Annotated in this window: 20 protein-coding genes; 10 read left to right on the forward strand and 10 right to left on the reverse strand. The window is 35.2% G+C overall.

All coding sequences use genetic code 11. The features are described from left to right. From BLW20_RS14580 to BLW20_RS07510, 6 genes are all read right to left on the reverse strand, one after another. The coding region (locus BLW20_RS14580; protein WP_143037754.1) for an IS1595 family transposase at window positions 1-757 on the reverse strand (757 nt) is incomplete at its 3' end. 173 nt (window positions 758-930) lie between these two features. Further along, a complete protein-coding gene (locus tag BLW20_RS07490; protein ID WP_091098429.1) occupies window positions 931-2031 on the reverse strand; it encodes a DUF2891 domain-containing protein in 1101 nt (366 codons plus the stop codon). An 87-nt stretch (window positions 2032-2118) separates the two neighbouring features. Further along, entirely contained in the window at window positions 2119-2397 is a 279-nt protein-coding gene (locus BLW20_RS07495; protein WP_091098432.1) for a GNAT family N-acetyltransferase, read from the reverse strand. 61 nt (window positions 2398-2458) lie between these two features. Next, complete coding sequence (locus BLW20_RS07500) at window positions 2459-3886, reverse strand: amino acid permease (RefSeq protein WP_091098435.1); 1428 nt, start codon at window positions 3884-3886, stop codon at window positions 2459-2461. 81 nt (window positions 3887-3967) lie between these two features. Next, window positions 3968-4522, reverse strand: coding sequence for a hypothetical protein (locus BLW20_RS07505; protein ID WP_091098438.1), 555 nt, complete (start codon window positions 4520-4522; stop codon window positions 3968-3970). Continuing rightward, window positions 4519-4707: a hypothetical protein gene (locus BLW20_RS07510; protein WP_091098442.1), complete on the reverse strand. Its 189-nt coding sequence runs from the start codon at window positions 4705-4707 to the stop codon at window positions 4519-4521. Before BLW20_RS07510 ends, BLW20_RS07505 begins: the two co-directional genes overlap by 4 nt. A gap of 114 nt (window positions 4708-4821) precedes the next feature. Between BLW20_RS07510 and BLW20_RS07515 the strand changes: the two genes are divergently transcribed. Next, window positions 4822-5517: an HAD family hydrolase gene (locus tag BLW20_RS07515; protein WP_091098444.1), complete on the forward strand. Its 696-nt coding sequence runs from the start codon at window positions 4822-4824 to the stop codon at window positions 5515-5517. 1 nt (window position 5518) lies between these two features. Here the strand turns inward: BLW20_RS07515 and BLW20_RS07520 are convergent, their stop codons facing one another. From BLW20_RS07520 to BLW20_RS07530, 3 genes are all read right to left on the reverse strand, one after another. Then, window positions 5519-6433 carry a hypothetical protein gene (locus BLW20_RS07520; RefSeq protein ID WP_091098447.1) on the reverse strand — a complete coding sequence of 305 codons (915 nt, stop codon included), beginning with the start codon at window positions 6431-6433 and terminating at the stop codon, window positions 5519-5521. A gap of 120 nt (window positions 6434-6553) precedes the next feature. Then, window positions 6554-6943, reverse strand: a complete 390-nt coding sequence (locus BLW20_RS07525) for a VOC family protein (RefSeq protein WP_091098451.1) — start codon at window positions 6941-6943, stop codon at window positions 6554-6556. Window positions 6944-7149: 206 nt separating this feature from the next. Next, window positions 7150-7473: a single-stranded DNA-binding protein gene (locus tag BLW20_RS07530; protein WP_091098454.1), complete on the reverse strand. Its 324-nt coding sequence runs from the start codon at window positions 7471-7473 to the stop codon at window positions 7150-7152. A gap of 614 nt (window positions 7474-8087) precedes the next feature. Here BLW20_RS07530 and BLW20_RS07535 point away from each other — a divergent pair. The 9 genes from BLW20_RS07535 (at window position 8088) to BLW20_RS07580 (ending at window position 15522) form a co-directional block, all read left to right on the forward strand. Next, on the forward strand, window positions 8088-8336 hold the full coding sequence (locus BLW20_RS07535; RefSeq protein WP_091098457.1) for an AbrB/MazE/SpoVT family DNA-binding domain-containing protein: 249 nt from the start codon (window positions 8088-8090) through the stop codon (window positions 8334-8336). Then, window positions 8324-8650: a type II toxin-antitoxin system PemK/MazF family toxin gene (locus tag BLW20_RS07540; protein WP_091098461.1), complete on the forward strand. Its 327-nt coding sequence runs from the start codon at window positions 8324-8326 to the stop codon at window positions 8648-8650. Before BLW20_RS07535 ends, BLW20_RS07540 begins: the two co-directional genes overlap by 13 nt. A gap of 164 nt (window positions 8651-8814) precedes the next feature. Beyond that, entirely contained in the window at window positions 8815-9246 is a 432-nt protein-coding gene (locus tag BLW20_RS07545) for a hypothetical protein (protein WP_143037755.1), read from the forward strand. Window positions 9247-9377: 131 nt separating this feature from the next. Next, on the forward strand, window positions 9378-10589 hold the full coding sequence (locus BLW20_RS07550; RefSeq protein WP_091098467.1) for an ATP-binding protein: 1212 nt from the start codon (window positions 9378-9380) through the stop codon (window positions 10587-10589). 359 nt (window positions 10590-10948) lie between these two features. After that, the gene (locus tag BLW20_RS07560; RefSeq protein WP_091098473.1) at window positions 10949-11239 is read left to right on the forward strand and encodes a type II toxin-antitoxin system TacA family antitoxin; all 291 of its coding nucleotides are present in this window, start codon (window positions 10949-10951) and stop codon (window positions 11237-11239) included. Between the two features lie 4 nt (window positions 11240-11243). Beyond that, window positions 11244-11738, forward strand: coding sequence for a GNAT family N-acetyltransferase (locus BLW20_RS07565; RefSeq protein ID WP_091098476.1), 495 nt, complete (start codon window positions 11244-11246; stop codon window positions 11736-11738). A gap of 384 nt (window positions 11739-12122) precedes the next feature. Beyond that, complete coding sequence (locus BLW20_RS07570; protein ID WP_091098480.1) at window positions 12123-13145, forward strand: virulence RhuM family protein; 1023 nt, start codon at window positions 12123-12125, stop codon at window positions 13143-13145. 308 nt (window positions 13146-13453) lie between these two features. Continuing rightward, window positions 13454-14107 (forward strand): hypothetical protein, encoded by a 654-nt coding sequence (locus BLW20_RS07575; RefSeq protein ID WP_091098482.1) that lies wholly within the window; start codon window positions 13454-13456, stop codon window positions 14105-14107. 377 nt (window positions 14108-14484) lie between these two features. Further along, window positions 14485-15522, forward strand: coding sequence for a PDDEXK nuclease domain-containing protein (locus BLW20_RS07580; protein ID WP_091098488.1), 1038 nt, complete (start codon window positions 14485-14487; stop codon window positions 15520-15522). Between the two features lie 460 nt (window positions 15523-15982). Here the strand turns inward: BLW20_RS07580 and BLW20_RS07585 are convergent, their stop codons facing one another. Further along, window positions 15983-16108, reverse strand: a complete 126-nt coding sequence (locus tag BLW20_RS07585) for a winged helix-turn-helix transcriptional regulator (protein ID WP_245725291.1) — start codon at window positions 16106-16108, stop codon at window positions 15983-15985. Between the last annotated feature and the right edge of the window lie 3 nt (window positions 16109-16111).

Genomic DNA, 16111 nt, shown 5'->3' on the forward strand with positions numbered 1-16111 from the left:
ATACGTGGTGGTGCACTCCCCGCAGCCACCCTTTCAGGTTCATTATCGCCCTGTGCATTTCCGGGAAATTCCGCCCTTTTTTGCCCGAAGGCACACGGACCAGGTTCTCAAAATCTTTTTCCAATGGTTTGTAGCCTGTCCATAAATCGGTCTTTACATTTGCCGAAGGACCGATATGGTGTTTCATGAAACCCCCGAGCGAAACAGACCCGGCATCGGGGATTACCTTGGCGTACAACCTGCTAATGCCTTTTTTCTTTTTCTCGATGCCAACCGCCACGAGTTTCTTGTTCTTGTTTTTCCTGCCGCGGACACCTTCTTCCTGTCCGCCGAAAACGGCCTCGTCCACTTCCGCATCTCCATTTATGGGATGGTTTCCCGAACTTTTCATCGCTTTCATGACCTTGCGCTTGAACGCCCAACAGGTTTTTTGCCTGAGCGAGAGCTTCCGGCTCAGTTCGGTCGAGGTGATTTCTTTTTTGTTGGTGCTGACGAAATAAACAATGTAGAACGCTTTGAGAAGGTCGAACTTCACTTTGTGGAAGAGCGTGTTGGCCGTGGGCGATTCGGTGTAGTTGCAACTGGTGCATTGGCGGGAATGGGGGGACATCCCCCGGCATGAATTGCCATGCCCGCATTTTTTGCAAGTGAAACCGTTTCCCCATTTCAATTTGGCAAGGTAGGAAAGGCAACTGTCGGCGTCCGGGAATTTTTCCCGAAACTCGAAAAGTGATAGGCTTTTGAATCTTTGCTCCATGGTTTTGGGTTTTGTTTACCCGAATTTACTACTTTTGGTGCTAATGACAAAGTGCCTAAGTCAATTATACAATCTGAATAAATTGTATAAAATGGCGCAAATGAAAAGAACATTAAAAAACAATAATAGATACTGATTCGATTTCTTTTTCATAAATCTACTTCAAATTAAATCTACTGCGCATCCAACGCTTGCAACGCAAAACTTCCCAACCAGTGGCTTCCCATATAATCATCGTTTGAAATGTTTGGAAAAGCAACATTAAAATGTTTTATAGCAATTGGTTTTAAATGGTTCAGTTCAGGCAACACTTTGGCAATTTCAAACAAACAAGTTGCTCGGCTAAAGTTCAATCCGTCTAAATGCACCAAATGTCCGTCATTTCTGTCAGAAACTTTACCAACTTCTAAATCAAAATTCTTATCAAATAATTGTGGTAAAAATTGGTTTAACCACGTTTTATAATCGTTTGTTTCTAAAACTTTGCTTAGCAACCAGGCTTCCTGCAAACAAGGCGATAAGAAATCGTGTCCGCTGGGTTCATAAGCAATCGGGCAGTTGGTATCGTTGGTATATAATTCCTTAGCTTTTGCTGTGATTGCATCTTTTAATTTGGTGTTGCCCACGGTTTCAGCATATTCCAAGCTCAATGCCATGCCAAAAGCGGTATTGTCGTGTGTTCCGGTTCTAATGGGATAATTCAATTTTGGCAGATAGTTTAAATATCTTTCAACAAAAACATTCTCTAACGGTTGCAAGGTTTTGTACCATTGTTGTGCTTTCGGATTTTCTTTCCACGTATATAGTTCTTCCTGCAATTTAAAGAACCATGCCCAGCCGTAAGTTCTTTCGAAATTCTTGTTATGTTCCTGGTCAAAAAAAACTTTTTCTACCGATACATTTTCATCTGTAAAAACCTTGGTTAACAACGCATCAATAGTTCCATCATTATTTAACTCAGGAAATTGTTTCCATAACTTTACTACCGACCAATAACCATGAGCCGACGAATGCCAATCGAAACATCCGTAAAAGATTGGTCGCAATGCTTTAGGAGATTTTAATTCTGCATCAGATGCCAAAACTTGTCCCAATTTATTAGGATATTCCACTTCTAAACAATGCAGCGGAAGTGCAATGATTTTTTGTGCTTCGGCTAATTCTAATTTTAAGTTTTTAGAAGTAACGATTTCGGAATTTTGCTTAACAGCAGTTTCTTTTTGGCAGGAAAACAAACAGCTTGATAATAAAAGGGTAAAAAATAAATTTTTCATGTGGATTAATTTCTATAAATATAGAAAATTCTACAAAAAAAGCAGCTCAAAATGGAACTGCTTTAAAATTATTTTGTTTGTTTGTTTTTACAAAACATCCTGAATATCCTTGTTTCTGTCAAACGTTGCTTTTGCAAACGGGCACAAAGGTAAAATCTTGATATTGTTTTCACGAGCGTATTCAACTGCAGCCAAAACCATTTCTTTACCCACACCTCTGCCCTTAAATTCGGGATTTACTTCGGTATGATCAATAATAATTTTTTCAGCACCCGCTTTGCTATAAGTCATTTCGCCAGCTTTTGTTCCGTTTTCTTCAGCAATAAAAGCTCCTTTGGTTTCTTGTTGTTTGTGATTAATTTCCATAACGATTTTGTTTTATGTTAGTACCCTAAAATTATAAAATACTTTGGTAACCCCCGTTAACTTACATTAATTTCTGCTGTTTATTTTTTTGAACGATTTGATACGTTATAAACAAAAGAAGCAGCCAAACAGGAATTAAAATTACCGAAATATGCATACCGGTTACACTCATAATTACTAAAATAGCCAGTAAAAATACGATACAGATGTAATTGGAAACAGGATACAAAATAGATGGAAACTTCGTTGAAACTGTTTCCCGATCTTTTGTCTTTCTGAATTTTAAATGAGTAAACGAAATCATTACCCAGTTGATGATTAAACATGAAACTACTAACGACATTAATATTTTAAAAGCTTCATCGGGAACAAATTTATTAATGATGATGCACAAACCGGCAAAACAACTTGATACAATGATTGCACGTGTTGGTACCGAACTTTTATTTAAATGCATTAAGAATTTTGGGGCATTGCCTTGTTCTGCCAACCCGAACAACATACGGCTGTTACTGTAAACCGAACTGTTGTACACTGATAAAGCAGCCGTTAAAACGATTAAATTTAGTGCATTTGCAATTAAATTAGTTGCCGAAACATCGGTTCCAAACAAACTAAAATGCATTCCTTTCAAATTATCAAAAACGGTAACAAACGGACTTGTTTTTGTGGTAATGGTTTCCCAAGGCGAAAGCGAAAACAAGATAATCAACGCTCCTACATAAAAAATCAAAATCCTGTAAATAACCTGATTGGTTGCTTTCGGGATATTTTTCTCCGGATTTTCGGCTTCGGCAGCCGTAATCCCAATCAATTCCAAACCACCAAACGAGAACATGATAATTGCCATAACCGACAATAATCCCTGATAACCCTCAGACGTTTTTTCAAACCAGCCTTTCGGAAAAAAACCGCCGTTGTTGGTTAAATTTGAGATGCTTGCCTGTTCGCCACCAGTTCCCGAAACCAATAAATACGTTCCAAAAACAATCATGGCAACGATTGCCGCTACTTTAATAATGGAAAACCAAAATTCGGCTTCGCCAAATAATTTTACCGATCCCAGATTTAAAGCGGTAATTGCCAGAAAGAAAAAGGTACTTGAAGCCCATAATGGAATTTCGGGCCACCAATATTGTATGTAAATTCCAATAGCGGTAAGTTCAGACATGGAAACCAGAATATACAGAATCCAGTAATTCCAACCCGATGCATATCCGGCAAACGAACCCCAGTATTTATACGCAAAATGCGAAAACGAACCCGAAACGGGTTCTTCTACAACCATTTCGCCTAACTGACGCATGATAAAAAAAGCAATGATACCCGCAAAGGCATATCCAAAAATAACTGATGGACCTGCTAAAACGGCCGCCGGACCAATACCTAAAAATAGCCCTGTTCCTATGGCTCCGCCTAATGCAATTAGCTGAATATGTCGGTTAGATAATCCTCGTTTTAATGTGCTCTCCTGTTGATCTTCTTTCAAAATGATACGTTTTAGTTTTATCGATTGCTAAAATAGTTGTTTATTTTAGAAAATCAATAAAAAAAGGTTACCTCAGCAACCTTAATTTTTAACAATAAACACCCATTTGTTGGTATCTGTGAGCCCGGCACCTAAAAGTTGAACAAAATAATGCACTTGTCCGTTATTTTGTTTTAAAGCTTCACGCACCACTTTAAGTCCTTGAATTTGCGCCCAATATTTCTCTACTTCGTCTTTATCGCTTGGACCATTGGTTAACTCTACCGCATCATTTGGCAAAAATACATAATCATTAGTCAATGTTCTTTCAAAATCTTGTGGTGGTGTTAAAGGCGATGGCACTATAATTTCGCCCATGCCCATCCAAATCTGAGAAGCATAGTATAACTGTTCGTTTCCTTCTACGTAATGCACCTTAATATATCCAGCATCTGCAGGTGGTCGGTTTTCTACCTGCAAATTGTATGTCGGATAATTGTCTTGATAGGTGTATATTTTTCCACCTTCAAATCTATTCGATGTTTCATCAACAATTAATACAGTAATTGAATTTTCTGGTACTATTGGACTAACATCGTCAGTACAACAACCTGAAAAAATCCATCCTAAAAATAATAAACTTAAAATATGTCTCATTTTCCATATTTTTTTAAAATTCCATAAAATAATAAACTCAATCCCACACCTGCTGCTGCCCCTAATTTTTTAGAATGTCCTGTAATATTTGTTACTGCAATACCCGCAGCCGCACCTGTGGTTACCAATGCAGCTACGTCTTCATAGTTAAGCTGCTTCGTTTCTTTTTCTACTAAATATGTCATAATTCATTTTTTATTTTAAAATTAACGATTTTTTAGCGTATCAATGTGTTTTTTAACATTAAAACCCTCTTAAAAGAGTGCGTTTCAATTTGTATCTTTGTAAAAAAATTGACTATGACTTCTACGTTTAAAGTAATTGCTTTTGATGCCGACGATACACTTTTTATCAACGAACCTTATTTTGATGAAGCCGAAGAAAAATTTTGTGCTTTAATGAGCAATTATTTATCGAAACAAAGTTTGTCGCAGGCATTGTTTCAAACGCAGATTACTAATTTACCCTTATACGGCTACGGCATTAAAGGCTATGTTTTATCGATGGTACAAACGGCTTACGAGGTTTCGAACCATACGGTATCGACCAAAGTAATGGAGAAAATTATTGGAATTGGCAAAGAATTAATGGCGAAACCTGTTGTTTTATTAGAAGGAATTGAAGACACCTTACAACAGTTACATGGAAAATACAAATTGGTAGTTGCTACAAAAGGCGATTTAAAAGATCAGCACCGAAAATTGCATTTATCGGGATTAGGTGCTTATTTTCATCATATCGAAGTGATGGTGGAAAAGGAAGAACTGGATTATGAAAAGTTATTGAAGCGTTTGGAGATTGAACCCGAAAACTTTTTAATGATCGGCAATTCGTTAAAATCCGATGTGTTGCCGGTTTTAAACATTGGCGGAACAGCGGTTCACGTGCCTTTTCACACCACGTGGGCACACGAGCGTATTGACCATGAAATTGTTCACGAGAATTTTTACACGGCTGAAAATGTAAAAGAAATTGTGGGATTGTTGAAATTGTAATTTAATCAAATTCTTTAAGAATGAGTTTAAAAATGCTGTTTTCAATATTTTCTTCTTTTTCTATTTCCCTTCCATTTTTCAACATTTCAGCCTTCTCGTCTTCGTTAAAAGTATTAAATTCAATAAATTCTTCTTCTATGCCTTCAATAAAGCTTTTTAAGGTCGATTTGTCAAAGTGATAATACGCAAATTGTTTTGGATCTTGTATTACTTGTAAAGCATCTTCCACATGAAGCTTATTACTTTCAGTTAATTTCGAGCAGTAACCTTCTTTGTTATTTTCAATTACCTTAACTATTCTGCTCATTAATTCGTAATCAGCTGAAGTTGGATTTTTTTCGATCTGTTTAATAATATGGGTAAGTATATTTTTAGATTCTTCAGAAAGTTTAATCTCTTTTTTCGATACTGTTTGTTTTATTAAATTTTCAACAACATCTATCAACTCCTTGATTTCGCCACCGTCCGGCGACTGTACATTTCCGCTTATCTCCCCTATACCAGAAACAAAAGTACTCAATAAATAATTTGTTCCGTCAAACATTAAAAGGTCGTTTCGCTCATATCTTGTTGTTTGAGCCACCTTTCCAAATGCTTTTGTTAACAATTCTGCATCTTCCTTATTAATTTGAGCTTGGTATTTTTTTACATTTACTTTTTTGTAATTTTCTTCTGCATACCATAAACTAGATTTAGCTTTTTGAAAACGAACTACAAAACTTTCGGCTTCATAATTTTTAATATCTCTGTCAACTTGAAAAATATATTCGGCATCAAAAGATGGGCGAACCAACATTCTTATATGAAAATCTTCTTCCAAACCTTCATACAATTTCTCTTTTATTTTTTGATTATATTCTAAACTATATTTTGGTAAATCAAAATAATTATCATTGGGCTTTAAACCATCATACATAAGAAATAATTGACTTTGTGCTGTAAAAAAGTTCCCAAGCCAAAAAAGTAAAATAAAACAGTTTCTTGTTGTCATAAATATAATTTCCCCCAATTTAAGTAAATCATTTTAATAAATACTTCATTTTTCTGCAAAAGCAATGATGTGTCCGTCTAAATCTGCAAAATAACACACTTTATCTCCCCAATCTCTGTCTTTAATTTCGCTTATAAGTTGTGCACCTGCGGTTATTGCGTTGGTATATTCCCATTCGATATTTTCCACATATAAGTAAAGTTCGCAACGTGGTATTCCGTTACCCTTATCAGGATGCGGCGTTTTATCTGCTAATATTTTTGCGATTCCTTTATTGGGCATTAATCCTAACTTGAAATTCTTTGCCAATTGAAATTCGGTCATTCCCGGCACGTTTAATTCCGGATTTTGTCTGAATAATTTTGTGTAAAATTCGGTACTTAACTGTTGGTCGTTCACATACAGAATGGTGTGAATGAATTGAATGTGCTGCATCTTTTTTTATCGAAAATAAAAAAAATCCCGAACACATCGGGATTTTAATTTTTAAAAGAAATTGACTATCTGCGATTCTCTTCCAAAATATACCAGTACCTAATATATGTAGGTAGTCGTCACTTCGATAGCTCAATGTAGTGAAGCCTTTCGGCAAGCCCAAAACAAGCTATAAAGAAGTTCTAATTATAAGTTCTCGATAATCATTAAAAGAATAAGACTTCGTTTATAACAATTTCTGTAATGCTGCGTTTAATGCCTTCTTTGTCTTCGTAGGTGCGGTAAGTTAGTTTGCCTTCAACGGCAATTTCCTTACCTTTTTCTACATATTTCTGAATCAGCTCTGCGGTTTTTCCCCAAGCAACAATATTGTGCCACTGGGTGGTTTCTACTTTTTCTTTTTTATCGTTGTAATAAAAATCACTGGTTGCTAACGATAAAGATACTTTTGTTCCGTTGTCAAAAGTTTTTGTCTCCGGGTTGTTGCCTACTCTACCGATTAGGCGAACGTTGTTTCTTAATGTACTCATGGCGTTTAAATTTTAAATGATTAAAAAATTATCTGGTACAAAGTTGCTGTAAGTTACAAATTTTATTCGGTTGTTAATCGTTTATAGTCGATTGTAAACGTTTGTTGTCGAATATTATACTAAAAATCAATAGAATAAATATACGAAACAAAACCGTTACCATTGGTTTTTATCACAAATTATCTAACGGACTTTTTATCTTTCGTTTTGCAGCATCGGTCAAATGGGTGTGAATCAACGTTTTTTTCATAAAAACAACTAAGCTTTAGCTTCGCTCTGTTCGGCTTTGCCTCAAGTCGTCTTTTTATTCCGCCGAATGTGTTTACCTCAGAATTATTAAATTTTTTTTAAGGAATCGGTGATTATTAATTCACATTCAGCTTTTTTCTTTAATTTAGCTTCTGTGGAAATCTAACGAAGTGGTTCGATGCAGTCAAACACATCGGCTACGTTACTGCTAAATTGAGACTTTCGGCTTTGGTTTTCCGTCACTTTGCCAATTCGTTTCCCGATGGCGGTAATTTTATAAGAGAACTCACAATAATTAACTTTCAGACATAGAATTTGGAAAATTAAAATTTTTGTAATTACTTTGTAATAACAAATGTATAATTATGGAAATTTCAGTAATAAATATCGGAAACTCTAAAGGAATAAGACTTTCTAAAACAATTCTCGAAAAATACAGTATCAACGATAAAATAGAACTAATTCTTGAGAAAGGTTACATCGTTTTGAAACCAAAGATAGAACCAAGAAAAGATTGGGAAAAAGCATTCAAAAAAATGCATGAAAACGGAGACGACCAGCTTTTAATGGACGATATTTTTGAAGACGAAAATTTTGAAGAATGGAGCAAGTAAATCAGTATGACATCGTATTGGTTAATCTTGACCCAACGATTGGAAACGAAATGAAAAAGACAAGACCTTGTGTGGTTTTGTCACCAAACGAAATGAATAAATACTTGCAGACAATAGTTGTTGCACCAATGACAAGTAGTTCAAAACCGTATCCCACAAGAGTTGAAATAAGACATAAACAGACAAAAGGTTGGATTGCTATTGACCAAGTAAGAACGATAGACAGAACAAGAATTGTAAAACGGTTTGAAACATTGACCGAAAAGGAGATTGAAAAAGTAAAAAGCGTAATCAAAGAAACATTTGTAGAGTAAAAAACTACCGCAAGGGTTTGGCGTCAGGCAGGCTGAACGGCTTCGTATCAACGGAAGTGCAAAATTCAACTTTCGTTCTTCGATTGAAGTTCAGTGCTAAAAATCCCGCCTTCGGCAATACCCAAAACGTTAGTCAGAATTGCAAAACCAAAATTCCGTTATAAATGAGAATAATCAAATCACTAATATTTATACCAATAATACTGACTTTAAATTCTTGCTTTTTAGCCATAACTGGAGCTCCTCATTTTCATTCATATAAAGAAATTAATAACAAAAATGATTTGAAATTAGATGTACATTGTATGTATTTGAATAAAACATTTGAAATCAGAAATACAAATCCAAGCGATTCAATTTATATTCAATCCTTAAGTTTCAAAAAGCCAAACGAGAGAAAATCATTAAATCATAACAATTTTTCAGATTCTGTAAGATTTTATAATTGGAGAATTGGCGATATGAAATATCACAACAAAAAGAGAGAAGATACAATTCAAATCATACAAGTAACAAATAATGGTAAACAAAATATCTACAAATACATTTTGGAATTAAATAATGGAAAAAATAGAAAAAATTGCAACTACAGCTAATAATAACTAAGGGTACAATCTTTTACAAAACCCATCTTTTATTGAAAACTGTAATAATCTTACGGTACAAACAAAATTCCTAAAACTTCATAAAAACAAAAAGTTTTAGGAATTTTATATATCTTTATCGTATGAAGACTATTATACGACAAAATTACTTAAACACGCTTTCAGTTTTGAAAGACAAAAACTTAATCAAAGTTGCCACAGGTGTTAGGCGTTGTGGTAAGTCAACTTTGATGATACAATTTCAGGATTTATTGCGTGCTGAAAACCCAAATGTTTCGATTTTGGCTATCAATATGGATACGCCTGAATTTCGATTTCTTGCCGAGAAAAACTGGAAAAAAATTTACGATTACATTGTTCAGCACATCAAAAAGAACGAAACCAATTATGTTTTTATAGACGAAGTTCAAAATGTTCCCGAGTTTGAAAAACTTTTGGAGGGTTTGTATGTTCATCCAAATATTGATTTATATGTAACAGGTTCAAATGCTTTTTTATTGTCGAGTGAATTAGCAACTTTGCTCACAGGCAGAGCTTATGAAATCAATGTTTTACCTTTTTCGTTTGCTGATTATTTAGAGTTTACAGAAAAAACGGGAAATCCTGATAGAGCATTTGCCGAATATGTGCGTACAGGAGGTTTTCCTGAAGCAGTACGACTATCACAAGTAGGAAATAATTTTGCCAATGAATATCTGCAAACTGTTTTCAAAAACATTTATGAAAACGACATTTCTAAACGATATACGATTTATGCAGAAGAATCTTATCAGGAAGTGGTTGATTTTCTGATAGATTCGGTTGGTTCAAATGTTTCAGCCGGAAATATTGCCAAAGTCTTAACTGCAAATAAGAAAAAAATCGACAATAAAACCGTATCAAAATATATTAGCACACTTGTTGAAGCATATTTGTTTTACAAAGTAAACCGTTACGATATTAAAGGAAAACAGCATTTAGCAACGCAGGAAAAATACTATTTGGTAGATTTAGGATTTCGGAGTGCTTTACTTGGAAAAGAACTCGTTTCTGATGCAGGTCATTTACTCGAAAATGTAATTTATCTTGAACTAAAACGTAGAAATCACCAAATTTGGATAGGGAAAACCAACAATTTAGAAGTGGATTTTGTAGTACGGAATAATGAAGGCTACACACAATATATTCAGGTTTCTCAAACTGTACAAAATGCTATAACTCTTGCTCGTGAATTAGCACCATTTGACAATATTCCCGACCATAATGAGAAAATTCTCATCACAATGGATTACGAAACAGGAACACATAATGGAGTGAAACAAATAAACGCAATTGATTGGCTATTAAACCCATAAAATAAGGACGAACCGTTAAAAAGGGTAACCGTTGCACAACTACCCTGTTTCAAAAAAATCAGTAAAAAATCATAAAACATGGTCTCTTTTAAGCGAGGTTTGTTTTTGGATGGAAGTCCAGTGTGGATTTGTACAGAAAATGTAAATCCAAATTACGATTTACTTTACGATAAAAGTCGTCCGGAGGAACCAGACGATCTAAGCTCAGTTCGTAAAACAATTTGGGGGTAAAATCTTTTCGTCCGAACGCAAAGCCCCAAATTTTACACAATATTAACACCGGGCTTTCGTACAGAAATTTAACGTACAATATTTTATTGTACAGAAAATTTACGTACATTTGTAGAAAGATTTCAATTATGAGTACAATAGCTAAAGAAAATTCAAGATTTGATGCAAGACTTCCTAAAGAACAAAAGCAATTTTTTGAGAAAGCTGCTTATTTAGGAGGTTATAGAAACTTGACTGACTTCGTTATTCTGACAGTCCAAGAAAAAGCCAAAGAAATAATCAAAGAAAAAGAGTTAATAATTGCTTCTGAAAGAGATAGCGAAATATTTTTTAACGCAATTACAAATTCAAAGAAACCTTCAAAAACACTAAAAAATGCCTTAAAGGATTATAACGATTTTGTCTCAAACTCAAAATAGAATAATGATCGAACTGTTAGACAAAAAGCATAATCGTAATGACTTTGATTGTGGAAAAGAGCTTTTGAATAATTATTTGAAAAAACAAGCAGGACAAGACCAAAAACGAAAATTGTCTGTTTGCTTTGTTTTATCCCAACCCGTGACAAATAATATTCAAGGCTACTATACGCTTTCAAACAATAGCATTCCTTTAAGTCATTTTCCAGAGAATATTCAAAAGAAATTGCCCAAATCGTATCTATCAATTCCAACGACTTTACTTGGGAGACTTGCAATTGACAAAACACAGCAAGGAAAAGGAATTGGGAAAATACTACTCATTGACGCTTTGAAAAGGAGTTACGAAATCTCACAAGAGATTGGTTCGTTTGCTGTCGTAGTTGACCCAATTGACAAAGAAGCAGAAGTGTTTTACGAAAAATATGATTTCATCAAACTTCCAGACAGCGAAAAAATGATTATCGCAACTAAAACCCTGAAAGAATTATTCGGATAAAAAGAAATACTGTGCACAATAACTAAGCTTTAGCTTCGTTCTGTTCGGCTTTGCCATGAGTCGTCTTGCCCGGAGGGCATGAGATGAATTGAAAATCACTGAACACCAAAACAAATAATAAACAAGTGAAGTAAGGTCCGTTGAACGGAACCGCAGGAAGCTCATCATATATTATGGCATTTTCGAGGTGTAGCTTTAAGATATACCGGCAGTAATTTTAGCATTACTGCTTTTTTTGTGTTGTACTTGTGCTGTTTTTCGATGCAATAAGTCACAAATCCAGCGAAAGCCACCGGAGGTTTAGTTCAACAAGAGATAAGGGCTATCAAAGTGATAACAAACTTTTCTTTTTGCTATCTTTGTAGTGAATTTAAGATGTGAAAAATGAGTAAAAAGCTACAAATAAGAAACAGCACCGCAGAATTTTTAATATTCACATCACAATCAGGAAAAGACGGTATTGAAGTGAGATTTGAAAACGAAACAATTTGGCTATCGCAAAAGCTAATGGCTGTTTTGTTTGATTGTAGCACCGATAACATTTCGTTACACCTTAAAAACATTTTCAAATCAGGCGAATTAGAAGAAAATTCAGTTACCGAGGAATTCTCGGTAACTGCAACTGATGGGAAAAATTACAAGACGAAACATTATAATTTAGATGCTGTAATTTCGGTTGGTTATCGTGTAAATTCGGGAAGAGCCACACAATTCAGACAATGGGCAACTTCCGTATTACGAGATTTTGCAGTTCGTGGCTATATTTTGGATAAAGAGCGTTTAAAAAACGGAACATTCTTAAATCAGGAATATTTTGACCATTTACTTGCCGAAATTCGGGAAATCCGAGCAAGCGAAAGACGGTTTTATCAAAAAATAACCGACATTTATTCAACAGCTGTTGATTACACTTCCGATGCAGAAACCACAAAGGCGTTTTTCGCAACAGTTCAAAACAAATTGCATTTTGCCATTCACGGGCACACCGCTGCCGAAGTTATCGTAGAACGAGCCGACAGCAAAAAGGAAAATATGGGTTTGACAAATTGGAGAAATGCACCAAAAGGAAAAATCATAAAAACAGATGTGTCCGTTGCGAAAAACTATCTAACTGAAAAAGAATTAAAACAACTTGACCGTTTTGTAACGATGTATCTCGATTATGCCGAAACACAAGCCGAACAAAATATTCCAATGACAATGAACGATTGGGCAGGAAAGTTAAACGCATTTTTACAGTTCAACGAAAAAGAAATTTTACAAAACGCAGGAAAAGTAACTCAAGCCATTGCGAAATCATTTGCCGAAAGTGAATTTGAAAAATACCGTGTGATTCAAGACAAACTTTTTGAAAGTGATTTTGATAAAGACATAAAACAAATAGGAAACAAAAAATCAAGCGAATAAAGAAAACCTGCCTGTAATAACTAAGCTTTAGCTTCGCTCTGTTCGGCTTTGCCTCGAGTCGTCTTTTTATTCCGCCGAATGTGTTTACCTCAGAATTTTTTTTTTTTAAAGGAATCGGTGATTATTAATTCACATTCAGCTTTTTTCTTTAATTTAGCTTCTGTGGAAATCTAACGAAGTGGTTCGATGCAGTCAAACACATCGGCTACGTTACTGCTAAATTGAACTTCCAGTCCAATTTTTCCGACACTTCGCAATGCGTTTCCTGTTATATGCCACTTTAGGACGACACTGCAACAAACAAAAGAATGATAGAAATTGACGACATAATCGAACTAAAAACTAACAGAGAAACGGAACGACTTTCGTTTGCGACAAGATATTTAGTCCAAATCAATTTCACTTTTGACTTGACAGTTTTATCAAATGGGTTAAGTGGGACTTCGCATTTTTGTGTAAGACGTGACCAAATAGAAAGAATGTGTTCTGACTTGACAACAATGAAACAAGCAATGTCAGGTAACACAGCACTTGAAGACAACGACAGTGATGCAAGTGTAAATTTCCAAATGAAACCTCACGGACAAGTAATTGTATTTGGACAAGTTGGTGGTTCACACGAAGAAAATTACTTGAAATTTAGTTTTCAAACTGACCAAACTTGTATAGAACCACTTTTGACTGACTTTCATAAATTACTCAAAAATGAAGAACCGACAAATCTTTATGAAGCAATTGACTTAATATTGTGGAATGACTGGAACCCAATTGGAGTAAATGATATTGCACCACGAGACGAATACCAAAGCTATACACCGACAATATTCAAATTAAAAACAAGCGGTTCGGACAAAGAAACTATCGCAAGGACATTACACGAAATTGAAACTGTTACAATTGGAGTAATGGGAGATATTGAACATTGCCGACAAGTAGCTGACAAAATAATTAATCTTAAATGACAGAAGAAAAAGCGGCGTATAATAACTAAGCCTTCGTCTTGCCCGGAGGGCATGAGATGAATTGAAAATCACTGAACACCAAAACAAATAATAAACAAGTGAAGTAAGCCCCGTTGAACGGAACCGCAGGAAGCTTATCATGTATTATGGCGTTTTCGAAGTGTAGCTTTAAGATATACCGGCAAGTAATTTTAGCATTACTGCTTTTTTTGTGTTTAATCTTGTGCTGTTTTGTTGTTTTTTCACTGTTTTTAGATGCAACAAATCGCAAATCCAGCGAAAGCTACCGGAGGTTTAGTTCAACAAGTGATAAGGGCTATCAAAGTAATAACAAACTTTTCTTTTTGTTATCTTTGTGTAGAATATAGACTGATAGAATGAGCAGTGAAATTACACAACATCACGAATATAAATCTTGGGCAGAATTTATTTCCAACAAGATAAAACTTGCCCAAACCAAAGTAGCGTTTAAGGTAAATGCAGAAATGCTTACGCTATATTGGGAAATCGGAAATTCTATTCTTGAAAAGCAAAATCAGAACGGTTGGGGCAGTAAAGTAATTGACCTTTTAGCAAGTGATTTGGCTAAAATTTTTCCTGAAAATTCAGGGTTTTCAGTGCGAAACCTCAAATATATGCGGACTTTTGCCGAAGCTTATCCGCAGTTTCCAATTGTGCAAGTTCCGCTTGCACAATCTAAAAATGAATTTGTGCAAGTGGCACTTGCACAAATTACTTGGTATCATCATATCAGCCTGTTAGCCAAAGTAAAAGACACCACAGAAAGGGCATTTTATATAGCTGAAACTGCCAAAAACGAATGGAGCAGAGATGTAATGTTGTTGCAAATACAAAGTAAATTATATGAAAGAGACGGAAAAGCACTAAATAATTTTGAAAACACTTTGCCCGATTATCAATCCGATTTAGCCAAAAGTATTTTCAAAGACCCTTACAATTTTGACTTTTTAATGCTTTCACGAAAAGCAAAAGAAGTTGAAATAGAAAATCTATTGACACAAAAAATCACTGATTTTCTTCTGGAATTAGGCAAAGGATTTGCATTTGTCGGCAGACAATACAAGGTTGAAGTGGACGACACCGATTACAAAATTGACTTGCTTTTTTATCACACCGTTTTACACGCTTATGTTGTGATAGAACTGAAAGCAGGCGAATTTTTACCCGAGTATGTTTCCAAACTCAATTTTTACATTAGTGCCATTGACGATAAACTAAAAACACCAACAGACGAGCCAACAATCGGACTTTTATTGTGTGCTTCAAAAAGCAACGTAAAAGTGGAATACACAATGCGTGGACTGACAAAACCTTTGGGAGTTGCTTCCTACGAATTGGAACAGTTGGTAAAAGAAAATATTGACAAACTAAATGACAACAACGAAGAAGAATAATGACCAGAAAAAACCTGCCTGTAATAACTAAGCTTTAGCTTCGCTCTGTTCGGCTTTGCTATGAGTCGTCTTGCCCGGAGGGCATGAGATGAATTGAAAATCACTGAACACCAAAACAAATAATAAACAAGTGAAGTAAGGCCCGTTGAACGGAACCGCAGGAAGCATATCATGTATTATGGCGTTTTCGAAGTGTAGCTTTAAGATATACCGGCAGTAATTTTGGTATTACTGCTTTTTTTGTGTTTGTACTTGTGCTGTTTTGTTGTTTTTGCACTGTTTTTCGATGCAATAAGCCACAAATCCAGCGAAAGCTACCGGAGGTTCAACATCGGTTTGCCGGGTTAAATGTAAAATCCCAACGGCAGTTCTTCTATCAACTTTTGCGGGAGGACAGTCCTTCGCTGACTTTTAGAAAAAATTATCACGATAAACAATCCTCTCAATTTTCTGATAATAACTATTTTCCAACAATCTTTTTACGGTGCGATATTCCCCAATCTGTAAGATTGTTTATGACCGTTCCAAGTGTTTTTCCGTGATCTGTAAGTTCATATTGAACTGTTATAGGTTGTGTATCTAACACAGT

The organism is Paenimyroides marinum (assembly GCF_900108395.1).
Taxonomy (GTDB): Bacteria; Bacteroidota; Bacteroidia; order Flavobacteriales; family Flavobacteriaceae; genus Flavobacterium; species Flavobacterium marinum.